The sequence below is a fragment of the Streptomyces sp. AV19 genome (assembly GCF_015999245.1).
Lineage (GTDB): Bacteria > Actinomycetota > Actinomycetes > Streptomycetales > Streptomycetaceae > Streptomyces.
Window position 1 is genome coordinate 447,264 of the sequence record NZ_JAEAMR010000003.1, and the last position, 22,389, is coordinate 469,652.

At 69.3% G+C, this 22,389-nt stretch carries 21 protein-coding genes and 2 tRNA genes; 13 read left to right on the top strand and 10 right to left on the bottom strand.

The window, feature by feature from the left end:
• Positions 1-95 precede the first annotated feature (95 nt).
• From I5Q34_RS02055 to I5Q34_RS02070, 4 genes are all read left to right on the top strand, one after another.
• A complete protein-coding gene (locus I5Q34_RS02055; RefSeq protein ID WP_199890322.1) occupies positions 96-584 on the top strand; it encodes a ribose-5-phosphate isomerase in 489 nt (162 codons plus the stop codon).
• 93 nt (positions 585-677) lie between these two features.
• Positions 678-1,487 carry an Fpg/Nei family DNA glycosylase gene (locus I5Q34_RS02060; RefSeq protein ID WP_199890323.1) on the top strand — a complete coding sequence of 270 codons (810 nt, stop codon included), beginning with the start codon at positions 678-680 and terminating at the stop codon, positions 1,485-1,487.
• Positions 1,488-1,786: 299 nt separating this feature from the next.
• Positions 1,787-2,932 carry a PP2C family protein-serine/threonine phosphatase gene (locus tag I5Q34_RS02065; protein ID WP_199890324.1) on the top strand — a complete coding sequence of 382 codons (1,146 nt, stop codon included), beginning with the start codon at positions 1,787-1,789 and terminating at the stop codon, positions 2,930-2,932.
• 137 nt (positions 2,933-3,069) lie between these two features.
• Complete coding sequence (locus I5Q34_RS02070) at positions 3,070-3,564, top strand: hypothetical protein (protein ID WP_199890325.1); 495 nt, start codon at positions 3,070-3,072, stop codon at positions 3,562-3,564.
• On the opposite strand, the gene I5Q34_RS02075 is transcribed toward I5Q34_RS02070, so the two are convergent.
• The gene (locus tag I5Q34_RS02075) at positions 3,482-4,645 is read right to left on the bottom strand and encodes an acyltransferase family protein (protein WP_199890326.1); all 1,164 of its coding nucleotides are present in this window, start codon (positions 4,643-4,645) and stop codon (positions 3,482-3,484) included. The two genes, I5Q34_RS02070 and I5Q34_RS02075, sit on opposite strands and share 83 nt — an antisense overlap.
• Before the next feature lie 238 nt (positions 4,646-4,883).
• On the opposite strand from I5Q34_RS02075, the gene I5Q34_RS02080 reads away from it, so the two are divergent.
• Positions 4,884-5,078, top strand: a complete 195-nt coding sequence (locus I5Q34_RS02080; protein WP_199890327.1) for a hypothetical protein — start codon at positions 4,884-4,886, stop codon at positions 5,076-5,078.
• 67 nt (positions 5,079-5,145) lie between these two features.
• On the opposite strand, the gene I5Q34_RS02085 is transcribed toward I5Q34_RS02080, so the two are convergent.
• A tRNA-Gly gene (locus I5Q34_RS02085) sits at positions 5,146-5,216 on the bottom strand.
• Positions 5,217-5,388: 172 nt separating this feature from the next.
• On the opposite strand from I5Q34_RS02085, the gene I5Q34_RS02090 reads away from it, so the two are divergent.
• The 5 genes from I5Q34_RS02090 to clpX all read left to right on the top strand — a co-directional run bounded on the left by I5Q34_RS02090 (position 5,389) and on the right by clpX (position 10,167).
• Positions 5,389-5,465: transfer RNA gene (locus tag I5Q34_RS02090), tRNA-Pro, on the top strand.
• A gap of 141 nt (positions 5,466-5,606) precedes the next feature.
• Positions 5,607-6,977: a trigger factor gene (gene tig, locus I5Q34_RS02095; protein ID WP_199890328.1), complete on the top strand. Its 1,371-nt coding sequence runs from the start codon at positions 5,607-5,609 to the stop codon at positions 6,975-6,977.
• Between the two features lie 357 nt (positions 6,978-7,334).
• A complete protein-coding gene (locus I5Q34_RS02100) occupies positions 7,335-7,940 on the top strand; it encodes an ATP-dependent Clp protease proteolytic subunit (RefSeq protein ID WP_199890813.1) in 606 nt (201 codons plus the stop codon).
• 69 nt (positions 7,941-8,009) lie between these two features.
• Positions 8,010-8,678, top strand: a complete 669-nt coding sequence (locus I5Q34_RS02105) for an ATP-dependent Clp protease proteolytic subunit (RefSeq protein ID WP_277965313.1) — start codon at positions 8,010-8,012, stop codon at positions 8,676-8,678.
• Positions 8,679-8,877: 199 nt separating this feature from the next.
• Positions 8,878-10,167 carry an ATP-dependent Clp protease ATP-binding subunit ClpX gene (clpX, locus tag I5Q34_RS02110; protein WP_199890330.1) on the top strand — a complete coding sequence of 430 codons (1,290 nt, stop codon included), beginning with the start codon at positions 8,878-8,880 and terminating at the stop codon, positions 10,165-10,167.
• Positions 10,168-10,454: 287 nt separating this feature from the next.
• Here the strand turns inward: clpX and I5Q34_RS35435 are convergent, their stop codons facing one another.
• The 4 genes from I5Q34_RS35435 to I5Q34_RS02125 all read right to left on the bottom strand — a co-directional run bounded on the left by I5Q34_RS35435 (position 10,455) and on the right by I5Q34_RS02125 (position 12,684).
• Positions 10,455-10,589: a hypothetical protein gene (locus I5Q34_RS35435; RefSeq protein WP_267911893.1), complete on the bottom strand. Its 135-nt coding sequence runs from the start codon at positions 10,587-10,589 to the stop codon at positions 10,455-10,457.
• 48 nt (positions 10,590-10,637) lie between these two features.
• Positions 10,638-11,480 carry a hypothetical protein gene (locus I5Q34_RS02115; protein WP_199890331.1) on the bottom strand — a complete coding sequence of 281 codons (843 nt, stop codon included), beginning with the start codon at positions 11,478-11,480 and terminating at the stop codon, positions 10,638-10,640.
• Between the two features lie 47 nt (positions 11,481-11,527).
• Positions 11,528-12,229, bottom strand: coding sequence for a hypothetical protein (locus tag I5Q34_RS02120; RefSeq protein WP_199890332.1), 702 nt, complete (start codon positions 12,227-12,229; stop codon positions 11,528-11,530).
• Between the two features lie 68 nt (positions 12,230-12,297).
• Positions 12,298-12,684 (bottom strand): DUF6415 family natural product biosynthesis protein, encoded by a 387-nt coding sequence (locus I5Q34_RS02125; RefSeq protein WP_199890333.1) that lies wholly within the window; start codon positions 12,682-12,684, stop codon positions 12,298-12,300.
• A 461-nt stretch (positions 12,685-13,145) separates the two neighbouring features.
• On the opposite strand from I5Q34_RS02125, the gene I5Q34_RS02130 reads away from it, so the two are divergent.
• Positions 13,146-14,234 carry a hypothetical protein gene (locus I5Q34_RS02130; RefSeq protein ID WP_234428239.1) on the top strand — a complete coding sequence of 363 codons (1,089 nt, stop codon included), beginning with the start codon at positions 13,146-13,148 and terminating at the stop codon, positions 14,232-14,234.
• 15 nt (positions 14,235-14,249) lie between these two features.
• Positions 14,250-14,831: an N-acetyltransferase gene (locus tag I5Q34_RS02135; protein ID WP_199890335.1), complete on the top strand. Its 582-nt coding sequence runs from the start codon at positions 14,250-14,252 to the stop codon at positions 14,829-14,831.
• A 231-nt stretch (positions 14,832-15,062) separates the two neighbouring features.
• On the opposite strand, the gene I5Q34_RS02140 is transcribed toward I5Q34_RS02135, so the two are convergent.
• From I5Q34_RS02140 to I5Q34_RS02150, 3 genes are read right to left on the bottom strand one after another with little or no spacing between them, the layout of a single operon-like run.
• Positions 15,063-15,986, bottom strand: coding sequence for a hypothetical protein (locus I5Q34_RS02140; RefSeq protein WP_199890336.1), 924 nt, complete (start codon positions 15,984-15,986; stop codon positions 15,063-15,065).
• A gap of 31 nt (positions 15,987-16,017) precedes the next feature.
• On the bottom strand, positions 16,018-16,752 hold the full coding sequence (locus I5Q34_RS02145) for a hypothetical protein (RefSeq protein WP_199890337.1): 735 nt from the start codon (positions 16,750-16,752) through the stop codon (positions 16,018-16,020).
• 7 nt (positions 16,753-16,759) lie between these two features.
• Positions 16,760-17,650, bottom strand: a complete 891-nt coding sequence (locus I5Q34_RS02150; RefSeq protein WP_199890338.1) for a hypothetical protein — start codon at positions 17,648-17,650, stop codon at positions 16,760-16,762.
• A 626-nt stretch (positions 17,651-18,276) separates the two neighbouring features.
• On the opposite strand from I5Q34_RS02150, the gene I5Q34_RS02155 reads away from it, so the two are divergent.
• Positions 18,277-20,898, top strand: a complete 2,622-nt coding sequence (locus I5Q34_RS02155; protein ID WP_199890339.1) for a valine--tRNA ligase — start codon at positions 18,277-18,279, stop codon at positions 20,896-20,898.
• A gap of 201 nt (positions 20,899-21,099) precedes the next feature.
• On the opposite strand, the gene I5Q34_RS02160 is transcribed toward I5Q34_RS02155, so the two are convergent.
• Complete coding sequence (locus I5Q34_RS02160) at positions 21,100-22,272, bottom strand: hypothetical protein (protein WP_199890340.1); 1,173 nt, start codon at positions 22,270-22,272, stop codon at positions 21,100-21,102.
• Positions 22,273-22,389 lie beyond the last annotated feature (117 nt).

The following is a 22,389-nucleotide window of genomic DNA, read 5'->3' on the forward strand; positions in this document are numbered from 1 at the left end:
TTTCGGAAGACCCGAATCCATATCGTTGCCTTTACAACCAGTGACCCCGCTGCCCGGTGCCGCGGCCCCCTCCAGGACGTGCCACACTCGGACGCATGCGCGTGTACCTCGGCTCCGACCATGCCGGTTACGAACTCAAGTCCCACCTCGTCGAGTGGCTCAAGGCCCACGGTCACGAGCCCGTCGACTGCGGTCCCCACATCTACGACGCCCAGGACGACTACCCGCCGTTCTGCCTGCGCGCCGCCGAGCGGACCGCGGCGGACGAGGGCAGCCTCGGCATCGTCATCGGCGGCTCGGGCAACGGCGAGCAGATCGCCGCGAACAAGGTCAAGGGCGTGCGCGCCGCGCTCGCCTGGAGCGAGCAGACCGCCGAGCTGGGCCGCGAGCACAACAACGCCAACGTGATCGCCGTCGGCGCCCGGATGCACTCGCAGGAGGAGGCGACCAAGTTCGTCGAGATCTTCCTGGCCACGCCGTACTCCGGTGAGGAGCGTCACACCCGCCGCATCGAGATGCTCAGCCGCTACGAGACCACCGGCGAGCTCCCCGAGATCCCGGCGCACCACCCGCAGCAGGGCTGACCCCTCCCGACGCCCGGGCCCGCCGCATCGCGGCGGGCCCGCACCTGTATCCCAAACCTGTCCCGAACCCGCATGAGGACATAAGGACTTCCGATGCCCGAAGGGCACACGATCCACCGCCTGGCCGCCGACCACCACGCCCTCTTCGCGGACCGGCCCGTCCGGGCGACGAGCCCCCAGGGCAAGTTCGCGGGCGGCGCCGCCCTCGTCGACGGGCGCCCGCTCGCGGAGGCCGAGGCCCACGGCAAGCACCTCTTCCTCGGCTTCGAGGCCGCCGGCTGGATCCACGTCCACCTCGGCCTGTTCGGCAAGTACACCCTCGCCGCCGCCCCCGCGCCCCCGGCGACCGACACTGTCCGGCTGCGCCTGGCCACCGCGGACGCCTACGCCGACCTGCGCGGCCCCACCACCTGCGCGCTGCTGACCGACGGCGAGAAGCAGGCGATACACGACCGGCTCGGCCCCGACCCGCTGCGCGCGGGGGAGGACCCCGAGCCCGCCTGGCGGCGGATCTCCCGCAGCAGGACCAGCGTCGCCGCGCTCCTGATGGACCAGAAGGTGATCTCCGGCGTCGGCAACGTCTACCGCGCCGAGGTCCTCTTCCGGCACGGCATCGACCCCTACCGCACCGGCCGCGACCTCACCCGGTCCGAATGGGACGCGATCTGGACGGACCTGGCCGGCCTCATGCGCGAGGGCGTCCGCAACAACCGCATCGACACCGTCCGCCCCGAGCACACCCCCGAGGCCATGGGCCGTCCGCCGCGCGTGGACGACCACGGCGGCGAGGTGTACGTCTACCGTCGCGCCGGCCAGCCCTGCCACCTGTGCGGCACCGAGGTGCGCACCGCCGGCCTCGCCGCCCGCAACCTCTTCTGGTGCCCCGGGTGCCAGCGGCGCTGATCACCCCGGGGCGCCACCGGGCAGCGCGCGCACGGCAGTTGGCGCGCCGCCCGTGCGTCACGCGCGGGCCCGGGCTCCTATGCGTGGCAGGCCGCCCTCGCCGTCCCTTTCGTCCCCGCGATGGCCGAAGGGCGGCACGGCCTGGCCGATTCCACCGCTGTACAGGCATGCGGACCCGCGTATATCCGATCAGGCGGACGGCTTTCGCATAGGGTTGCTCCCCAGGTGCCCTGCGGGCAGCCGTGTCGGCGCGGCGTGAATCGACGCGCCGCCGAATGGGTGGATAAGGTCCCGAAGCAATGACTGGCGGTGCGGAGACCCCGACGGCCCGGATGCGCAAAGCACTGCACCGGGTCCGCACGAGCGTGCGCAAGGCGGGGGTCGACTACTTCCGCGGCGACGGCTCCGACTGGCTCGCCCTGTCCGCCCTGCTGCTCTCCGTACCCGCCCTCGCCATCGGCACCATCGCCGAGCCCGAGTGGTGCGCCCCCGCCGCCCTCGTCCTGCCGATCGTCGCCGGCGGCCTGCTCCTGCGCCCCGCCAGCCTCCTGGGCCTCTACGCCGCCGCGGCCACCGCCCTCATCGTCGAGTCCGCCGTCCTCGACCCCTACGCCTACGGCGCCGACCGCGTCACCCCCGGCACCATCCTGGTCGTCGCCGCCGTCGGCTTCCTCGGGCTGCTGATCGCCCAGTTCCGCAGCCGCGTCGGCGTGCCCTGGCGGCGCGGCGGCACCATGCTCTTCGACCTCCGCGAACGCATCCGCGTCCAGAGCAAGCTGCCCAAACTGCCGCGCGGCTGGCACCGCGAGATGGCTCTGCGCCCGGCCGGCGGCCAGTCCTTCTCCGGCGACTTCGTCGTCGCCGCACGCACCAACGCCGGCCGCACGCTGGAGGTCGTCCTCACCGACGTCTCCGGCAAGGGCATGGACGCCGCCTCCCGCGCCCTGCTGCTCTCCGGCGCCTTCGGCGGACTCCTGGGATCGCTGCCCCCGCACTCCTTCCTCCCCGCCGCCAACGGCTACCTCCTGCGCCAGGACTGGGACGAGGGCTTCGCCACCTCCGTCCACCTCGTCCTCGACCTCGACAGCGGCGACTACGAACTCTTCTCCGCCGGCCACGTCCCCGGACTCCACCTCAGCGCGGGTTCCGGACGCTGGGAGGAAATGGCCGCCGAGGGGCCGCTGCTCGGCGTCTACGACGGCGCCGAATTCCACTCCGTGAAGGGCAGGCTCCGCCCCGGAGACGTCCTGATGCTCTTCACCGACGGCCTGGTGGAAACCGCCGAACGCGAACTCACCGAGGGCATGGACCGGCTCACCGGCGAGGCCGACCGCTATGTCACCACCGGATTCGCGGGCGCCGCCTGGCATTTGATCGAAGCGGTCGCCAAGGACGTCAACGACGACCGCGCACTGCTGCTCATCTGCCGCGACCGGCGCGACTGAAGCAATTCCCGGGGCCATCGCCCGGATGTGCGATGCGGTCCGCCGCGGTCTATTTTGTAAGGCCGCCGGAACGCCGCACGTATTGCCGTGCGCCGTCCGGCATTTCTCATGCTCGACCGCACGACGGGGGAATTCCTGTGACCACTCCTCAGCAGCCGCAACCGCCCTACGGGGCGGACCCGTATGACCGGCAGCACAATCCGTACGCCCAGCAGCCCGGTGCCCACTCGGCCCCGCCGCAGCACGACAACTGCCGGATATGCGGCGGATTTCCGGCGGTCGACGTCACCATCCGCGGCCACCAGGGCTTTCTCATCCTGATGCGATTCCTCAAGCAGGAAGGCCGGTTCTGCCGCACCTGCGGCACCGCGCTGCGCCGCGATATGACCGCCAAGACCTTCTGGCAGGGCTGGTGGAGCCCCTTCTCGCTGATCTTCTTCACGCCGTTCACCCTGATCTGGAACCTGGTGGTGCGGTCCAAGCTGGGCAGGCTCCAGGCGCCGGTTCCCGGTACGCACAGCGCGCAGCCGGACCCCGGCGCCCCGCTGCTCAGGCGTCCGGTCGCGCTGGTCCTGCTGCTTCCGCTGGGGTGGTGGATCGCGCTGCTGACGCAGATCCTGCTGCACCTGTAGCCGCCGGCGCCGGGCCGCGGAAGGCCCAGTCCATCCGCGGCTCGACGACGCAGCGGAACACCCGCCGCACCGGAGCGGTGCACAGCACGGTGACCAGGGCGACGGCGAGGACCGACACCAGGACCTCGCCCAGCGGGCCCCGGATCCACGCGTACAGGTCGTACCACTCGCGCCAGCGCGAGATCTTGATCACGAAGCCGTGCAGCAGGAAGCCGTACATGGTGCCCGTGCCCAGGACCGTGAACCAGGTCCGGCGGCGCGGCACCCACGCGAGGAAGCCCGCCGTCAGGGCGAGGGCGCACAAGGACAGCGCGAGCACCATCACGGGCCCCGTCCACAGCGGTTCGCCCAGGTCCTGCACGGAGGAATTGCGGTAGAACCAGCCGCTGTCCAGCCGCGGCGCCAGCCAGTACGCGGTCGCCACCGCGCAGGTGAACAGCGGCACCGCCGCGATCCGCACCCAGCGGCGGCGCAGCAGCGCGAAGTGGCGCGGCTCCAATTGGAGCCCGATCACGAAGAACGGCAGGAACTGCATGACCCGCATCACGTCGAACTCGCTGCCGACTTCACGGGTCACGGTCGCCATCACCGCGATCGCGAAGGCCACCGGGACCGGCCACCGGATCGTCCGCCAGATCGGCGTGGTCAGCCGCCAGACGAACAGCGCGGCCAGGAACCAGTTCAGGTACCAGGGCTCCAGCAGCGTGAAGGGATCCGGCTCCGACCCCTCGTCGAAGAGGTGCTGGAACTCGACGTAGGCCAGCTGGAAGACCAGATACGGCACCAGGACGCTCGTGATCAGGCGCTTGAGCTTCGGCGGGCTCAGGTCGAAGCCCCGCGAGAAGTAGCCGGAGATCAGCACGAACGCCGGCATGTGGAAGGTGTACACGGTCAGATAGAGCGCCGTCGCGGCCCGGCTGCTGTGGGTGAGCGGCTCCCACGCGTGACCGAGGACCACGAGGACGATGGCCAGGTACTTGGCGTTGTCGAAGAAGGGATCGCGGGCCTTGGGGACGCCCGGACCCGGCTGGGGAGGGACGGAGGCCACGGAACGTGCCGGGGACGTGGCAGTGGGGGGCATTCGAGGCACCCTAGCCGGGCCTGGCGGGGCGCCGGGTAAAGCGGTGGCAAGGACTCCGGTCCGTCCCGCCCGCCGCCCGGCCGGAAACCGACGGCCCGAAGGGCCGGATCATCACCCGACGAATCGTCACGGCACCTGCCAGGGCGGCCAGTTGATGGCACGATGGTGCGATGGGAGGCCTGCGGGGCGGCGCGTCCGGAGCCGGGCCAGGTGTCTTCGACCGAGGGTGTGATCAGTTGTGGCCATATCGGTGTCAGCGGTGCTGCTCTTGGCGATCATCCTGGTGATGATGATCCGCGGCGGGAAGATCAAGGCCGGCCCGGCGATCGTCGCGGCGCTCTTCGGATTCTTCCTGGCCTCGTCGGGGATGGCACCGTCGATCCACCGCTTCCTCAACTCGATCGCCCAGACGATCAGCGGCATCAAGCTCTGAGCCGTTCCGGCCCGCGAGCCGTCGCGGCAAGCGAAACGCCCCCGGCCGGAGCCGGGGGCGTTGAACGAGCGGGCGACGGGAATCGAACCCGCGTAGCCAGTTTGGAAGACTGGGGCTCTACCATTGAGCTACGCCCGCGCGTGCCGTCCGCACGTTGAGGTGCCCGGCACTGACGTGCATCGTAGCGGGTCGGACGCCCTCACCGCACACCCCGCCCCCGGGCAGCGCCCGCCGAGCGTTCCCCAAGGTCATAGGCCGGTCAAACGTCGGCCGGCACTCCGGCGGGCATGTACCCTACGACTCGCACCGACGGGGTGTGGCGCAGCTTGGTAGCGCGTCCGCTTTGGGAGCGGAAGGTCGTCGGTTCGAATCCGGCCACCCCGACCATCAAGATCACCTTGTGGGGCTCATCCCGCGTGCGGTTACTATGCAGGTTGCGCGTCTGTGTCTCTCTACCGGGCGCGATCCGCTGGACCTCAGCAGAGAGCTCAGCAGAAAACCCGAAGTCAGCCCCAAGGAGACCGAACCGTGAAGAGCGCCGTGGAGACCCTGAACCCGACCCGGGTTCGGCTCACTGTCGAGGTGCCCTTCGAGGAGCTCAAGCCCAGCCTCGACGCGGCGTACAAGAAGATCAACCAGCAGGTTTCCATCCCTGGCTTCCGCAAGGGCAAGATCCCGGCTCGTGTGATCGACCAGCGGTTCGGCCGCGGCGCCGTGCTGGAGGAGGCCGTCAACGACGCGCTCCCGAAGTTCTACACCGAGGCCGTCAACGAGGGTGAGCTGAACCCGCTGGGCCAGCCCGAGGTGGACATCACCGAGCTGAAGGACGGCGAGCTGCTGACCTTCACCGCCGAGGTGGACATCCGTCCGGCCCTGGAGATCCCGGACTACTCCGGCATCGAGGTCACCGTCGACGCCGTCGAGGTCACCGACGAGGACGTCGAGAAGTCCGTCGAGCAGCTGCGTGAGCGCTTCGCCACCACCTCCCCGGTCGAGCGCGCCGCCGCCGAGGGCGACATCGTCACCGTGAACCTCGAGGCCAAGGTCGACGGCGAGGTCCTGGAGGACGGCGTCGCCGAGGGCGTCGACTACACCATCGGCTCCGGCCAGCTGCTGGACGGCATCGACGAGGCCGTCACCGGCCTGGAGACCGGCGGCACCGCCACCTTCACCTCCGAGCTCAAGGGCGGTTCCGCCGAGGGCAAGGAGGCCGAGGTCAAGGTCGACGTCACCGCCGTCAAGGCCCGTGAACTGCCCGCGCTGGACGACGAGTTCGCCCAGCTGGCGAGCGAGTTCGACACCCTGGACGCGCTCAAGGCGGACAGCCGCGAGCGTCTCGCCCGGATGAAGAAGTTCGACCAGGCCACCCAGGCCCAGGAGAAGGTGCTCGAGGAGCTCCTGAAGCTGGTCGAGGTCCCGATGCCCGAGAAGCTTCTCGAGGACGAGATCAACACCCGCAAGCACAACCTGGAGCACCACCAGCTCGGCCAGATGGGCCTGGACCTGGCGAAGTACCTGGAGATCCAGGGCAAGTCCGCCGAGGAGCTCGACGCCGAGCTCAAGGAGCAGGCCGAGAAGGGCATCCGCACCCAGTTCGTCCTCGACGAGATCGTCAACAAGGAGAAGCTGTCGGTCGGCCAGGACGAGCTCACCGAGCACCTGATGCGCCGTGCCCAGACCTCCGGCATGAGCCCCGACCAGTTCGCCCAGGCCGTCGTCGAGCAGGGCCAGGTCCCGATGCTCGTCGGTGAGGTCGCCCGCGGCAAGGCCCTCGCGACGGTCGTCGAGGCCGCCACGGTCAAGGACGCCAACGGCGAGGTCGTCAGCCTGGAGGACGAGGACGAGACCGAGGCCGCCACGGAGGCCGTCGAGGCCGCCGAGGGCACCGAGGCCAAGTAAGGGCCTGCGGCCTTCACCGCACTCACGGACGGGCCCGTCCGCGCCTCCGCCGCCACGCGCGGCGGGGGGCCGCGGCCGGGCCCGTCCGCGCACCCCGGTCCGGCCCCGCCGGGGGCGCCCGCCCCGCCCGCGCGCCGTACACAGCCCGTGCGGCGCCCGGCACCTGCGCTCAGAGCGAACAGTTCCTCATGCGGGATGGCGCCCGCCGACCAGCGCGTTAGGGTCCGTAGATACGAGGGCAGGGGAGACTTGGAGCGAGCCGGACCGTACCGGCCCCGGAGGACCCCCGCCCCAGTGAAGACGCGGAGACGGCCCGTTGCCGTCAGAGACGAGCAGGTGGATCACGTGACGAATCTGATGCCTTCCGCCGCCGGCGGACCCTCCATCGGTGGCGGCCTCGGCGACCAGGTCTACAGCCGGCTGCTCGACGAGCGGATCATCTTCCTGGGCCAGCAGGTCGACGACGACATCGCCAACAAGATCACCGCCCAGATGCTCCTCCTGGCCGCGGACCCGGACAAGGACATCTACCTCTACGTCAACAGCCCCGGCGGCTCGGTGACGGCCGGCATGGCGGTCTACGACACCATGCAGTACATCCCGAACGACGTGGTCACCATCGGCATGGGCCTCGCGGCCTCGATGGGTCAGTTCCTGCTGACCGGCGGCACCCCGGGCAAGCGCTTCGCGCTGCCCAACACCGACATCCTCATGCACCAGGGCTCCGCGGGCCTCGGCGGCACGGCTTCGGACATCAAGATCCAGGCCGAGCAGCTGCTCCGCACCAAGAAGCGCATGGCGGAGATCACCGCCCACCACACCGGCCAGTCCGTGGAAACGATCATCCGTGACGGTGACCGTGACCGCTGGTTCACCGCTGAGGAGGCGAAGGAGTACGGGATCATCGACGAGATCATCACGCACGCCTCCGGCGTTCCGGGCGGCGGCGGCACCGGGGCCTGAGCCCCGGCAGTCCCGCTGACAGCCGAAACCCAGCTGACAGCTGATTCCCAGCCAACGACCGCCATCAGGATGGTGAACACCCGCATGAACAACTTCTCCGGCAGTGGCCTCTACACGGGCCCGCAGGTGGACGCCCGTTACGTCGTGCCGCGCTTCGTCGAGCGCACCTCCCAGGGCGTGCGCGAGTACGACCCGTACGCGAAGCTCTTCGAGGAGCGCGTGATCTTCCTGGGCGTCCAGATCGACGACGCCTCCGCCAACGACGTCATGGCGCAGCTGCTGTGCCTGGAGTCGATGGACCCCGACCGCGACATCTCGATCTACATCAACTCGCCCGGCGGCTCCTTCACCGCCCTCACGGCGATCTACGACACGATGCAGTTCGTGAAGCCGGACATCCAGACGGTCTGCATGGGCCAGGCCGCCTCGGCCGCGGCGATCCTGCTGGCCGCCGGCACCCCGGGCAAGCGCATGGCGCTGCCCAACGCCCGTGTGCTGATCCACCAGCCGTCCAGCCAGACGGGCCGTGAGCAGCTCTCCGACCTGGAGATCGCCGCCAACGAGATCATGCGCATGCGCACCCAGCTGGAGGAGATGCTGGCCAAGCACTCCACCCAGCCGATCGAGAAGATCCGCGACGACATCGAGCGCGACAAGATCCTCACCGCCGAGGACGCGCTGGCGTACGGTCTGGTGGACCAGATCGTCTCGACGCGCAAGTCGTCCGTCAACGTCTGACAACGTCCGACGTGAACGTCTGACGTGACACAGTCCGGGGCCCGGTCCGCACGGGTTCCCGGACACTGTGCCGCCGGTACCCCCCTTGGCCGAGTAGGTGCGAGGGGGGCCCGCACGGGGGGCCCGGCAAGGTACCGTCGATAGGCAAGCACTCGGGTTCGCAGAGCAAGGCGGATCCCAGGCGAAGGGGAAGCACCTCGTGGCACGCATCGGTGACGGCGGCGACCTGCTCAAGTGCTCGTTCTGCGGCAAGAGCCAGAAGCAGGTGAAGAAGCTCATCGCGGGTCCGGGTGTGTACATCTGCGACGAGTGCATCGACCTCTGCAACGAGATCATCGAGGAAGAGCTCGCGGAGACCTCCGAGGTCCGCTGGGACGAACTCCCCAAGCCCCGTGAGATCTACGAGTTCCTCGAGGGGTACGTGGTCGGCCAGGAGGCCGCCAAGAAGGCCCTCTCGGTCGCCGTCTACAACCACTACAAGCGCGTCCAGGCCGGGGACACCGGCGCGCACAACCGGGACGACGGCATCGAGCTGGGCAAGTCCAACATCCTGCTGCTGGGCCCGACGGGCTCCGGCAAGACGCTGCTCGCGCAGACGCTCGCCCGCATGCTCAACGTCCCGTTCGCGATCGCCGACGCGACGGCGCTGACCGAGGCGGGCTACGTCGGCGAGGACGTCGAGAACATCCTGCTGAAGCTGATCCAGGCCGCCGACTACGACGTCAAGAAGGCCGAGACCGGCATCATCTACATCGATGAGATCGACAAGGTCGCCCGAAAGAGCGAAAATCCGTCGATCACCCGGGATGTGTCCGGCGAGGGCGTCCAGCAGGCCCTGCTGAAGATCCTGGAGGGCACCACGGCCTCCGTCCCGCCCCAGGGCGGCCGCAAGCACCCGCACCAGGAATTCATCCAGATCGACACGACGAACGTCCTGTTCATCGTGGGCGGCGCGTTCTCCGGCCTGGAGAAGATCATCGAGTCCCGGGCGGGCGCGAAGGGCATCGGCTTCGGCGCGACGATCCGCTCGAAGCGGGAGATCGAGGCGAGCGACCAGTTCCAGGAGGTCATGCCGGAGGACTTGGTCAAGTTCGGCATGATTCCCGAGTTCATCGGCCGCCTCCCGGTCATCACGTCGGTCCACAACCTCGACCGCGCGGCCCTGCTCCAGATCCTCGTCGAGCCCCGCAACGCCCTGGTCAAGCAGTACCAGCGCCTCTTCGAACTCGACGGCGTGGAGCTGGACTTCGACCGCCCGGCCCTGGAGGCCATCGCCGACCAGGCGATCCTGCGCGGCACGGGGGCGCGCGGCCTGCGCGCCATCATGGAGGAAGTGTTGATGTCGGTGATGTACGAGGTGCCGTCCCGCAAGGACGTCGCTCGTGTGGTCATCACGGCGGACGTCGTCCAGTCGAATGTCAACCCGACTCTGGTCCCGCGCTCGCGCGGTGGCGAGGGGCCGGGGGAGCGGCACGAGAAGAGCGCGTAGGTTTTTGCGTTCCGGAAGGGGCGCCCGGCCTGAACGGCGGGGCGCCCCTTCACGTTTGCGCGCTATGGGATCGTGTCCCGCCGGGTGGTGCAGCCGTCGAGGTGCGGATTGCGGGCGATTTGGTTCTGCGCGGCGGCGTGGCTGCCGGGCCATCACGAACCAAAATGCCCGCAAATCACAGGTCAACGACCACGTGGTCACCGCATCGCACTCAGCACTCTGGCCGCCCCATGACCAGGGGCTGTTGCAGTGATCGCTGCTACACGGCTCGACGGGACGCCACCACGCTACGGGGCGTGGGCCGCCTGCCCGAGATCGAAGGCCATGCGGAACTCGGCGCGCCCGGCCTCCGCTTCGGGCGGTTCGGTGCAGCCCTCAGCGATCTTGCGTTCGCGCGCCGGCTTCCCTTGTGCGTGGTTCAACGGGCGTCTCCCCTGGCGCCGTTGCGGAAGGGGGCCCTCCCGTTGTGCTCAGCCGGGTTGGATCGTGCGGCGCATGGACGCGGCCATGCTCGCCGCGAAGGCGTCCCGGCCGGTCTGGGGCAGCAACTCCAGCGACAGGTACGGATTGAGGTCCTCCAGCTCGACGAGGAGCAGTTCGCCTTCCGGTGTGCGGCAGGCGTCCACGCGCTGGATTCCGTGGTCGATGGTGTTCCAGTCGATGAAGCGCCGGGCGAAGGCGAGGTCTTCCTCAGTGGCCTCGTAGGGTTCCAGGGCCCAGCGGCGGGACGGGTCCGGCGCGTACAGCGCGTACTGGAAGGCGTCGTCGACGAAGTAGAACGACACCTCGTACGTGAAGTGGATGCGGGGCTGGACGAGGATGTTGCCGTCGCCGTAGGGCAGTTGACGGAGCCGGTCCCCGGGGACGAATTCCAGACCTATCGAGTCCGCGCCGAGCTTGGGCTTGACCACGTACTCGGCGACGGCCGGGAGGCGGTCGAGGTCCTCGGCGCGGTCGACGGTCGGGATGACCGGGTATCCGGCGGCGGTGAGGTCGAGCAGGTACTGCTTGCCGGCCATGTCGCCCCGGCCGGTCAGCTGGTTGTAGACGCGCGTGCCCCGGCGGGCGGCCTCGGCGCGGAAGTGGTCGTACGCGGCCTGGTAGTTGAGGACGGGGCCGCTGTTGCGGACGACGACGAGGTCGTAGGCGTCCATCAGCGCGGCCGCGTCCAGGGGGTGGCAGAGCGCGATGTCGAACTCCTCGCGGAGCCGGGCGGTGAGGAAGATGTCCTCGTCGCTGTACCGGCGCCCCTTGGCCTCGTAGGCGAGATCGGTGACGTAGAGGACGCGAGGCTTTTGGGGTGTGGGTGACACGGGTGGCTCCTGGTGGTTCGGTTGCCGGTCAAACTACCGTGCGGGTGTCACTTCTCGGTCTTCACGCGGACTTCCTGGCGGACCCGGGCAGCGGTCTCGGCGGCGGCGTCGAGGGAGGGGGCGCTCCCGCCACGGACGGCCGACGGGTCCACGGTGCCGACCGCGCCGGCGGTGCTGTGGTCGACCCACAGGCAATACGGCATCCTGAGCTCCATCTGCCCGTTGGAGAGCTTGAAGTACTGGCACTTCATCACGGCGCCGCCGTCCAGGCCCTTGGGCGTGACCTTGCGGGCGGTGCCCTCGATGTTCATGCTGCTGTTGCCCGCATTCTTGGCGGGTTCGTCGGCGAGCTTGGAGAACATCTTGTCCAAGGTTCTTTCCGGGTCGGATATCTTGCCCCAGACGCCGTGGAAGAACAGCTTCTTGGGGTTGAAGCCGCTCCCGGCCGTGTAGTCGGAACCGGCATTGTGGGAGTCCACGATGCCGATGTCCTCGTTGTCCTTCCGGTCCGACGCGTCGGTGGGCCCGTCGGCGCTGCCGGGAATCCTCTTGTATTCGCCGAGAAGCGTGCCGGGCGTTGCCAGCTCGTACCGGTCCCGTGCGGAGCCGTCGCCGAAGTAGAAGTAGCCGCCGCCGACGGTGCCGAGCAGGGTGAGCACGCCGACGCCGGCGGCGAGCAGCTTGCCTTTGCCGCGCTTCTGCGGCGGGGACGGGGGCAGGGCGTACGGGAGGGGCTGGTCGGGGCTCACGGCTCTTCCTTCGGATGAGTGATCGACCCGCCAGGATATCCGGGTGGGAATCGCCCCGGACCCACCGGCTACTCGTCCAGGCAGTCCGCCAGGAAGCGGGCGTCGCGGGCGAGGATCTCGAGGTACGCCTGGGCCGCGCACCGGACGGGGCGCTCGGTGCCGGCGCCGAAGTCGAGGTCGGCGAGGACGTGGCTGATGAGAGCGTCCCAGCGGTCGCGAGCGGTGGTGTCGGGCTCCAACTGGTCGGCTCGGTGCTGTGCTTCGGTGAGCATCGCCTTCAGGTACGCGCGGAGCGTGCGGGTGAGTTCGGCGATCTCGTGTGCCGGCGGGCGGAAGGGGCGCTCCTGGAGGGCGCGGCGGATTGTGGTGCGGATGGTGACGAGGTCGAGGGGAGGGGTCTCGCCGGTCATGAGGGTCATGAGAGGCGGGGCCGGATCGCGGCTGTCGGAAGACATGAGGAGGCTCCTGTGCGAGGCGGAAGGCATGCCGGAAGGGAAGCGGTCAACCGCACGCTCTCCGGCGTGGTGTGAGGCAACCACGGCTCAGGGCACGCCAGCGAGGCCATGGGGATGCAAGAACGATGTAAGTCCCTTTCGAAGAGTGAGAGTTAATCGAACAGAGGGCATGAGCCTTCCGGGCGCGGTACGTTCGCTGCGCCCGGTGATGCCTCATGGAGCCACTCGGAGGCGACATGCCACCTGCCCGACGTACCCCCAATCTCCGGCTCCGCGCAGTGCGGGAGCTGGAGTTCCAGATGAGCCGGCAGGAATTCGCGAAGGCCGTCGTTGACGCCGGGCGCGAGATGGGGGAGAACGTCGGCTGCACGAGCAGGCTTGTCGCCGCTTGGGAGGACGGCACTGTCGCCTGCCCACGCCCTGCGTACCGACGTGTCCTTACCCGGATGACAAACCGGTCCATGGCCGAACTCGGCTTCCGCATCGCCCCGATACAACTGACCGTCAACGCCCCGGCCGTTATGGATACTGCCGGGGCGACGGAGGTGAGTGACGTGGAGCGGCGCGCGTTTCTGCTCGACAGCGCTGGTGTGGCGGTCGCGCTGCCTGTCGGCACCTGGCAGCCGGGGCCCTCCAGGAAGATCGGCATGGCCGAGGTGCGGAGCGTGGACCAGTTCGTGCAGGGCATGTACCAGCACGATCACGACCATGGCTCCGCTCAGCTCCGTCGCGCCGCGACCGAGGTTCTGCACAGTGCGTACCGCTGGCTACAGGATGGTGTCTACAGCAAGGAGACCGGGGAAAGGCTGAGGTCTGCTACTGGCTACCTCGCTATCGCCGTCGGCTGGCTTTCCTTCGACTCCGGACGTGCCGCCGAGGCGCGCTCGCTCTACAACGAGGCTTTATCCTCTGCGCGGATCGCGAACGATCGCGGGTTGGAAGCGAAGGCGTTCGGTTCCTTGTCCTTGCTCGCCAGAGCGTCCGGGCACCCCCGCGAGGCGGTGTCCGCTGCCCAAGCCGCCCAGGCCGCTGCCCGAACGCTGGGTTCGCCACGTCTGCTGGCGCTCTTATGGATGCGCGAGGCCGGAGGCTGGGCCCTCGCCGGCGACCGTGCGGCAACCGACCGTGCCATGGTCCAGGCCCACACCCTGTATGCCCAGGGCATGCGAGACGATGATCCCGAGTGGCTGGACTTCTTCCACCCCGGTGAGCTCGCCGGGCTGGAGGCTCTGTACCGTGCCCACCTCGGTCAGCACGACCGTGCCGTTGCCGGTGCCGAACAGGCGGTGCTCCTGCACGGCGAGCGCTTCGCACGCAACCGTGCCTTGTACATCACCGATGTGGCCGTCCAGCATGCTGTCCGGGACCGTCCCGACCCGGAGGCCGCTGTTGAAGCGGCGGGAAGGGCTTTGGCGTTCCTTCCCGAGGTGCGGTCGGACCGTCTGCTTCAGTGCTTGCAGAATGTCGCCGGGGCGTTGCAACGGCACTCCCGTAACTCGGCAGTCGCCGATTGGCTCGAGGAGTACCGAACCGCTGTTCGTTCCGCCTGAGAAGGAGTACGGCCCGTGTACTCGGACAACCGAACCGAAGCCGTGATCCGGTACTACGGCCCCGGGGAGACCTTGCCGCTGCTGGACACGCTCACCGACATCTGGGCGGACGCGCACCCGGAAAAGTTCGGTCCGGGTGTGATCGGGGCCGGGGGCTCACCCATCGAGGCATTCCACTGTCAGGTCACGGGCCATCTGAGGCAGGAGGGCTTCTCTCTCGTCGGCGCTTATGCCAGTGGAACGTTGATCGGTTTCGGTTACGGCTTCCCATGCACACCCGACTACTGGTTCGGCTCCCAACTGATCGACCACGTCCCCGAGCAGGCCCGGTCGACCGACCGTCTCGTCGGCATCTGCGAGTTGGCCGTCCGGCCTCCCTGGCAGTCCCAAGGCATCGGCACTCGCCTGCATGCCGAACTGCTCAAAGCCCTAGATCCCGAGTGGTCCTCGCTCCTCGCCCGCCCGGACAACGAGCGAGGACACGCTCTCTACAGGCGCCTGGGGTATCGCTACGCCGGGCCGTACCGAAATGCCTCCGGCGGTCCGGCCTTCGACCTGCTCCTGTTGCACGTCGCGATAACGACCGATGGTGACTGATCGCAGTGCCTCTCGCGGAACCGCAGACGCGTTGGCGTACGGTCACCAGTGGAGCGCGGGACGCTGCTGGCGCGTCGTCTGCTCCCGCTCAGTGAGGGCCCACGGACCAGCCGGGAACCTGATGAGTGGGAAGCGGGGTAAGGGAATGTACGAGACACGCCGGGGATCGGGGTGCAGCGTTACCCCACATCGGCGGCGGCCGTGTCGGGGCCGGACGGAGCGGAGGGCCGGTTACTTCTTGATCTCGACGCGGATCTCGTTGCGCAGCTTCGTCGCGATCTCCGCGGTCTGATCGACGTTGGCGCTGCCCTTGTTGAAGATCGAGGCCACGTCTATGGACATGACCATCACGGCGGTGCTGTGGTCGGCCCACGCGCAGATGGGCATCTTGATGTCCACGCTCTGCCCGGATGTGCCCATCTTTTCGGAGGTCTTGATGAACTGGCACTTCATGACGGCGTGATCGAGCCCCTTGGGCGTGACCTTCTGAGGGCTGCCCTCGAGTTCGACCTTGTCACCGTCCTTCTTGGAGGCGTCCTTCTCGGCCTTCTTGTGGATGACGGCGAAGAGGCGGTCAAGGGTCTTCTCGGGATCTTTGACCTCCCCCCAGACCCCCTTGAACATCAGCTGCTTCTTGCCGAGGCCGTCACCGGCCCCGTAGTCGGCGCCGCTGGTCTCCGCGTCGGCGATGCCCATCTCCCGGGCCTCGGCCTTGTCCTTCGGCCCGAAGTCGTCATCGCCGCCGCCTGGGTCGTCGGTGTCCTTCTTGTAGTCGCCGAGGACGGTGTCGGGTGCCGTGAGCTTGTAGCGCTTGCCGTCGTCCGGCACCGAACTGCCGCCTCCGTCCTTGAGGTAGAAGAAGCCGCCGAGTAGGGCGCCGATGACGACGGCCGTACCGGCGGTGATGGCGATCGCCTTGCCCGCGCCGCGCTTCGGCTGCGGAGGTATGGGCGGTGGCGCGTAGGGCCCGGGCGGCATGCCCGGCTGGTGGCCGTACGGGGGCTGCTGCGGGAGCGGCGGGGCGCCGTAGGGGCCGGGTTGCTGGCCGTACGGATTCGGCTGCCCGGCGTACGGGTTCGGCGGCCGGGCCGAGGGCGGGTAGCCGTAGCCGGGGCCGCCGCCCTGCGCATAGGGGTTGGGCTGGTCGGAACTCATGGGTCTCCCTCCGCTGTTCCCGCTGTGCTGCCTACTTGGTGATCGCGACCCGTGTCTCGGTGCGTACCTTCGCGGCGATACCGGCCAGTTCGTCCATCGTGGGGCCCTTGCCGGTCACCATGCCCAGAGCGTCCAGCAGCCCCAGCTGCCCGAGGGTGCTGTGGTCGGCCCAGATGCACAGCGGCATCGTCATGACGTCCGCCCCCGGCTTCGAGACGGTTTTGACCTCCTGGCACTTCAGCACGGCACCGTTGAGCCCCTTGGGAGTGAACTTCTGTGGGCTCCCCGCGAGTTCGGATCGCATGCCGTCCTCGTAGCGAGGGTCCTTCCGCTGCTTCTCCTTCAGGCCCGTGAACATGTTGTCCACGACCTCCTCCGGGTCCTTCAGCTCGCCGTAGACGCCGCCGAAGGCCAGCGTCCTCCGTGACGCGTCGGCGGACTTGTAACTCGCGCCCACCTGGTGCGCGTCGCGAACGCCCGCCTTCTTCGCGGCTTCCAGGTCGCGTGCGCTGCCGCTGGACGCGTTGCCGTTCCTCTCGTACGCGCCGCCGACCACAGTCTCCGGCGCGGTGAGGCGGTGGGGCTTGCCATCGTCCGGGGCGGAACTGTCGCTTCCGTTCTGGAAGTAGAAGTAGCCGCCGACGACGGTACCGAGGAGGGCGAGCACGCCGGCCCCCGCGCCGATCGCCTTGCCCCTGCCGCGCTTCGGCGGCGGGTACGAGTGCTGTGGCGGAGGACCGTAGGGGGCCGGCTGGTGGGTGCTCATCGGGGGGTTACTTGACCTCTACGCGGACGTCGTTGCGGACCTTGGCGGTGATGGTCGCGGCGTCGTCCATGGACATGTTCTTGCCGCTCATCATCGAGGCGGCGTCCACAGGGACCACCGTTGCGGCAGTGCTGTGGTCGGCCCAGACGCAGAGAGTGACGTCCATGGTCTTCGTGCCCAGGCTGGTCTTGGCGACCTGGCACTTCATCACGGCGTTCTCCAGCCCGCTGGGCGAAACCTTCTGGGGGCTGCCCTCGAGCTTGCCCGAGCTGGCCTGCTTCTCCGAGTTCTCCTTGGCCTTGGCGAACCAGGCGTCCACGAGGGCCTCGGGGTCCTTGATGTCGCCGTAGATGCCGGAGAACTTCAGCTGCTTCGGCGACAGCCCCGTCCCGGCCTTGTAACTGGCCGATACCTTCTCCGGGTTGGTGACATATGACTTGAGCTCTTCGTCCACGTTTCCCTGCGTGGAGGAGCTCGGGGCGGAGGCGTCCTTCTGGTACTCACCCGCCACCGTCTCCGGCGTCGTCAGCTTGTACTTCTTCCCGTCGTCCGCGACCGTGCTGCCGCCGTCCCCGCCCTTGTTCAGGAAGACCACGGCGCCGCCCACGATCGCGCCCACCAGCACCAGCGCGCCGAGCACGATCGCGACCGTCTTGCCCGCGCCGCCCTTCTGCGGCGGCACCGGCGGCGGGTACGGGCCGGGCATGCCGGGCTGCTGGCCGTACGGGGGCATCGGCGGCTGGCCGTAGGGCTGCTGCGGGGGTGCGCCGTAGGGAGCGGGCTGGCCCGGCTGGGGGTAGCCGTAGCCCGGGGCGCCGCCCTGGGCGTACGGGTTGGGGGCGCCGCCCTGCGGCGGCTGGGGCTGCTGGCCGTACGGACCCGGCTGGGGGTAGCTCATGGTGTGTCTGTGTCTCTCTCGGCGTGGGGGGAACTCGGGCAGCAATCCTCACCGATGGCTTATCCCGGCTTTACCTCGGGCGCGCAACGGTTTCGGAACAGTGGGGAAGAGGAGCGCGGCGGCCGTCAGTTGACGGCTCGTACCGGTACCTGCGGCGGCCCGTACGGCGTGCTGAAGCGCACTGTGTATCCCCCCGTTCGCCCGCTGCCGCGGACGCTGCTTCTCCTGACGAACTTCGCTCCGCACCTTAGCCGTCGCCTCCGACAGCTCCTTCGCCGACATCGCCTTGCCGCCCGGGCCCTGCATCACGCCCCGAGCGCGCTCCGGTCCGCCCGGAGGAGTCGTCGGTGCAGTGGACGATCACGGGCCTGCCGTCGGCGACGCCGAGGTCCGCGGTGTCCTTGTCGTCGAGGTCCGTCCTTCGCGGACTCGTCGAGGAGCGCGTCCGGAAGGACGAAGGACGAGGGACGACCGTGCGGGGCCTCACATCGTCCCCGTCCGGTCCCGGACCGGAGCCGGAGGAAGCCGCCCACGGGCGCGCCGGGCCCGGCCCCGGGAGCACCCCGGCCGCCGAGGGGCGGAATCGCATTCGTGGCCCGCCGCCCCCTCCCCGTAGAATCCGGTCCGTGACCGAGAACACTCAGCAGCCAAACAACAGCACCCCCGAACTGCCGACCCAGTACGCGCCGGCCGAAGTAGAGGGGCCGCTGTACGAGCGCTGGGTAGAGCGGGGCTACTTCACGGCCGACGCGACGAGCGACAAGAAGCCGTACACGATCGTCATCCCCCCGCCCAACGTCACCGGCTCCCTCCACCTGGGCCACGCCTTCCAGCACACGCTGATGGACGCCCTCACGCGGCGCAAGCGCATGCAGGGCTACGAGGCGCTGTGGCTGCCCGGCATGGACCATGCCGGTATCGCCACGCAGAACAAGGTCGAGCAGCAGCTCGCCGAGGAGGGCAAGTCCCGCCACGACCTCGGCCGCGAGGAGTTCGTCGACCGCGTCTGGCAGTGGAAGGAGGAGTACGGCGGCAAGATCCTCGGCCAGATGCGCCGGCTCGGCGACGGTGTGGACTGGTCGCGCGAGCGCTTCACCATGGACGAGGGCCTCTCCAAGGCCGTCCAGACGATCTTCAAGCGGCTCTACGACGACGAGCTGATCTACCGCGCCGAGCGCATCATCAACTGGTGCCCCCGCTGCCTCACGGCCATCTCCGACATCGAGGTGGAGTACCAGGAGGACGACGGAGAGCTCGTCTCCATCCGCTACGGCGAGGGTGACGAGTCGCTGGTCGTCGCCACGACCCGCGCCGAGACGATGCTCGGTGACACGGCCGTGGCCGTCCACCCGGAGGACGAGCGCTACGCCCACCTCATCGGCAAGCTGATCAAGCTGCCGCTGACCGACCGGTCGATCCCGGTCGTGGCCGACACGCACGTCGACCCGGAGTTCGGCACCGGTGCCGTCAAGGTGACGCCGGCGCACGACCCCAACGACTTCGCCATCGGCCAGCGCCACGGCCTGCCGTCGATGACCGTGATGGACGAGCGCGGCAACATCACCGTGCACGGCCCGTTCCTCGGCCTCGACCGCTTCGAGGCCCGCTCGGCGATCGTCGGCGCGCTGCGCGAGCAGGGCCGGATCGTCGCGGAGAAGCGGCCGTACGTCCACTCGGTCGGGCACTGCTCGCGGTGTTCGACGACCGTCGAGCCGCGGCTGTCGATGCAGTGGTGGGTCAAGGTGGGCCCGCTGGCGCAGGCCGCCGGTGACGCCGTCCGCGACGGCCGGGTGAAGATCCACCCCGAGGACATGTCGAAGCGCTACTTCGACTGGGTGGACAACATGCACGACTGGTGCATCTCCCGCCAGCTGTGGTGGGGCCACCGGATCCCGGTCTGGTACGGCCCGGACGGCGAGGTCGTCTGCGTCGGACCGGACGAGCAGCCGCCGAGCGGCGAGGGCTGGCACCAGGACACGGACGTCCTCGACACCTGGTTCTCGTCGGGCCTGTGGCCGTTCTCCACGCTGGGCTGGCCGGAGAAGACGCCGGACCTGGAGAAGTTCTACGCGACCGACGTGCTCCTGACCGGTCACGACATCATCTTCTTCTGGGTCGCCCGGATGATGATGTTCGGCCTGTACGCGATGGACGGCGTCGCGCCGTTCCACACCATCGCCCTCACGGGTCTCGTGCGTGACGAGCGCGGCAAGAAGATGTCGAAGTCCTTCGGGAACGTGGTGGACCCGCTGGACTGGATGGACAAGTACGGGTCGGACGCCGTCCGGTTCACCCTCGCCAAGGGCGCCAACCCCGGTACGGACGTGCCGATCGGCGAGGACTGGGTCCAGGCGTCCCGCAACTTCGCCAACAAGATCTGGAACGCGACGCGGTTCGCGCTGATGAACGGCGCCACGGTCGAGGGCGAACTGCCGCCCGTCGAGCGGCTGTCGGCGACGGACCGGTGGATCCTGTCCCGGCTCAACGCGACCGTCGCCGAGGTGGACGCGTTCTACGAGGACTACCAGTTCTCCAAGCTGTCGGACGCGCTGTACCACTTCGCGTGGGACGAGGTCTTCGACTGGTACGTCGAGCTGTCCAAGACCACGTTCATGGGCGGCGGCGAGCAGGCGGCCGTGTCGGCGCGGGTGCTCGGTGAGGTCCTGGACGTCACGCTGAAGCTGCTGCACCCGGTCGTCCCGTTCGTGACCGAGACGCTGTGGACGACGCTCACGGGCAAGGAGTCGCTGGTCGTCGCCGACTGGCCGGCCGACAGCGGCTTCCGGGACGCGGCGGCCGAGACCGAGATCGAGAACCTGCAGCAGGTCATCACCGAGGTGCGGCGCTTCCGCGCCGACCAGGGGCTGCAGCCGGGGCAGCGGGTGCCGGCCCGGCTGGACCTGAGCGGTACGTCGCTGGCCGCGCACGAGGGTGCGATCCGGCAGCTGCTGCGTCTCCAGCCGGAGGGGGAGGGCTTCTCCGCGACGGCGACGCTGCCGGTGGCGGGGGCGACGGTCGCGCTGGACCTGTCCGGCACGATCGACGTCGAGGCCGAGCGCAAGCGGCTGGCCAAGGCGCTGGCGGCGGCGGAGAAGGACAAGGCGCAGTGCACGGCGAAGCTGGGGAACGAGGCGTTCCTGGCGAAGGCGGCTGAGCAGGCGGTGGAGAAGATCCGGACGCGGCTGGCGAAGGCCGAGACCGACATCGAGCGGATTGCTGCGCAGCTGGCGGCGTTGCCGGGGGCGTAGTCCCTGTGCCGGGAGGGCGGGTCGGGGGTTTTGCCCCTGGCCCGCCCTTTCACCGTTTCTTCCGGGGCTCCGCCCCCTGGGCCCCGGAAACCGCGCTTCGCGCGGTTGTCCTCAAGCGCCGGACGGGCTGAATCGGCCTGTCCGGCGCTTGAGGACGAGCGGCGGAGCCGCGAAAACGGGTTAGGGCGGGCCAGGGGAAACTCACCCTCGCGACCACGGCCTCGTCCGCCCCGGATCCCACATCGGCCCCCACGGGCCCTCCACCGGCTCCCCCTCCACCCGGTCCACCGACCGGTGGCTGTTGCGGTCGCGACGGTCGCGGACCGGGGCGAGGAGCACGTACGCCGTCGACACCGCCACGAACGCCAGCCGCAGCAGCCCCCGCGTCGAGTCGTCCGGGACGACGAAGACGCTGCCGTACAGCACCGCCAGCGCCAGCCAGCTCCACAGCGGCACCAGCCGCCGCTGCCCGCACACGTCCCACAGCAGGGTTCCCAGGAGCACGGACGCCGTGTAGTACGTGTAGACGCTGGGGTCGAGGAGGATGCGGGCGTTGGCGCCCAGCAGGACCACCGCCGCCCAGCGGCCGCGCCACACCGCGACCGAGCCGAGCACGAGGCCGAGCGCGGCCTGCGCGGGGCGGGCCCAGTCCGGGGTCTCCGGCGTGTTGCCGCCGAGCCAGCGCAGCGCCGACGCCGGGCTGTTGGGGATGGTGAATTTCGCGGCCGCGAAGGAGTGCGCGTCCACGAGGAAGAAGGGGAGCCACGCCACCGCGACCAGGCCCGCGCACCACAGGCCCGCCCGCAGCCATCGCTCCTTCGGGAGGGCGAGCAGCAGCGGCAGGAAGGCCAGGGCGGTCGGCTTGGAGTCCAGGGCCAGGGCCATGCAGATGCCGGTGGCCGCCGCGTTGCCGCGCGTCAGGCAGCGGACGGCCAGGGCGGTGAAGAAGAGGGCCAGGACGTCGTCCAGGTGCGCGAAGCGGACGGAGACCTCGATCCACATCGGGATGAAGGCCAGGCCCGCGATGAGGACGCGCCGCCGCAGCCGCTGGTGGTTGGTGCCGGTGCCCAGGAAGTGCCGGGCCGCGCTGCGTCCGGCCAGGACCAGGACCAGCAGGCCCAGCGCCGACATGAACGCCTCGGCGAGCACCTGCCCGACCTCGGCCGGGAAGGGGTTGAACAGGCCCGCGACCAGGAAGCTGATGGGGCCCATCTGGAGCTCGGGATGGCGGGCGTAGAGGTTGAGGCCGCCGTCCTGCGAGCCGTTGTAGATCAGCTCCCCGCCGGTGCGCAGGTAGTGCCAGGAGAAGCCGCCGCTGGGCTCCACCACCAGGAACCACAGCACGGCCCAGGAAGTGAGCAACAGCAAGTGCATCCGACTGCTGAGTACCGGTATCCGCACGACGCTACGACGCTCCCGTTCCATGACCTACGGCACGTGGACCTACACGTGTCACCGGCGGTGAGAGGGTGGAACGGGAGCCGAGGTTGC

What these genes read in the sequence shown, in the direction of transcription:
- I5Q34_RS02160 (WP_199890340.1), bottom strand. Translation starts at nt 22,272, where the DNA reads ATGCACTTGCTGTTGCTCACTTCCTGGGCCGTGCTGTGGTTCCTGGTG.
- I5Q34_RS02145 (WP_199890337.1), bottom strand. Translation starts at nt 16,752, where the DNA reads ATGAGCACCCACCAGCCGGCCCCCTACGGTCCTCCGCCACAGCACTCG.
- I5Q34_RS02075 (WP_199890326.1), bottom strand. Translation starts at nt 4,645, where the DNA reads ATGCCCCCCACTGCCACGTCCCCGGCACGTTCCGTGGCCTCCGTCCCT.
- I5Q34_RS02065 (WP_199890324.1), top strand. Translation starts at nt 1,787, where the DNA reads ATGACTGGCGGTGCGGAGACCCCGACGGCCCGGATGCGCAAAGCACTG.
- I5Q34_RS02105 (WP_277965313.1), top strand. Translation starts at nt 8,010, where the DNA reads ATGGTGAACACCCGCATGAACAACTTCTCCGGCAGTGGCCTCTACACG.
- I5Q34_RS02055 (WP_199890322.1), top strand. Translation starts at nt 96, where the DNA reads ATGCGCGTGTACCTCGGCTCCGACCATGCCGGTTACGAACTCAAGTCC.
- I5Q34_RS02100 (WP_199890813.1), top strand. Translation starts at nt 7,335, where the DNA reads ATGCCTTCCGCCGCCGGCGGACCCTCCATCGGTGGCGGCCTCGGCGAC.
- I5Q34_RS02130 (WP_234428239.1), top strand. Translation starts at nt 13,146, where the DNA reads ATGGCCGAACTCGGCTTCCGCATCGCCCCGATACAACTGACCGTCAAC.
- I5Q34_RS02140 (WP_199890336.1), bottom strand. Translation starts at nt 15,986, where the DNA reads ATGAGTTCCGACCAGCCCAACCCCTATGCGCAGGGCGGCGGCCCCGGC.
- I5Q34_RS02150 (WP_199890338.1), bottom strand. Translation starts at nt 17,650, where the DNA reads ATGAGCTACCCCCAGCCGGGTCCGTACGGCCAGCAGCCCCAGCCGCCG.
- I5Q34_RS02060 (WP_199890323.1), top strand. Translation starts at nt 678, where the DNA reads ATGCCCGAAGGGCACACGATCCACCGCCTGGCCGCCGACCACCACGCC.
- I5Q34_RS02125 (WP_199890333.1), bottom strand. Translation starts at nt 12,684, where the DNA reads ATGTCTTCCGACAGCCGCGATCCGGCCCCGCCTCTCATGACCCTCATG.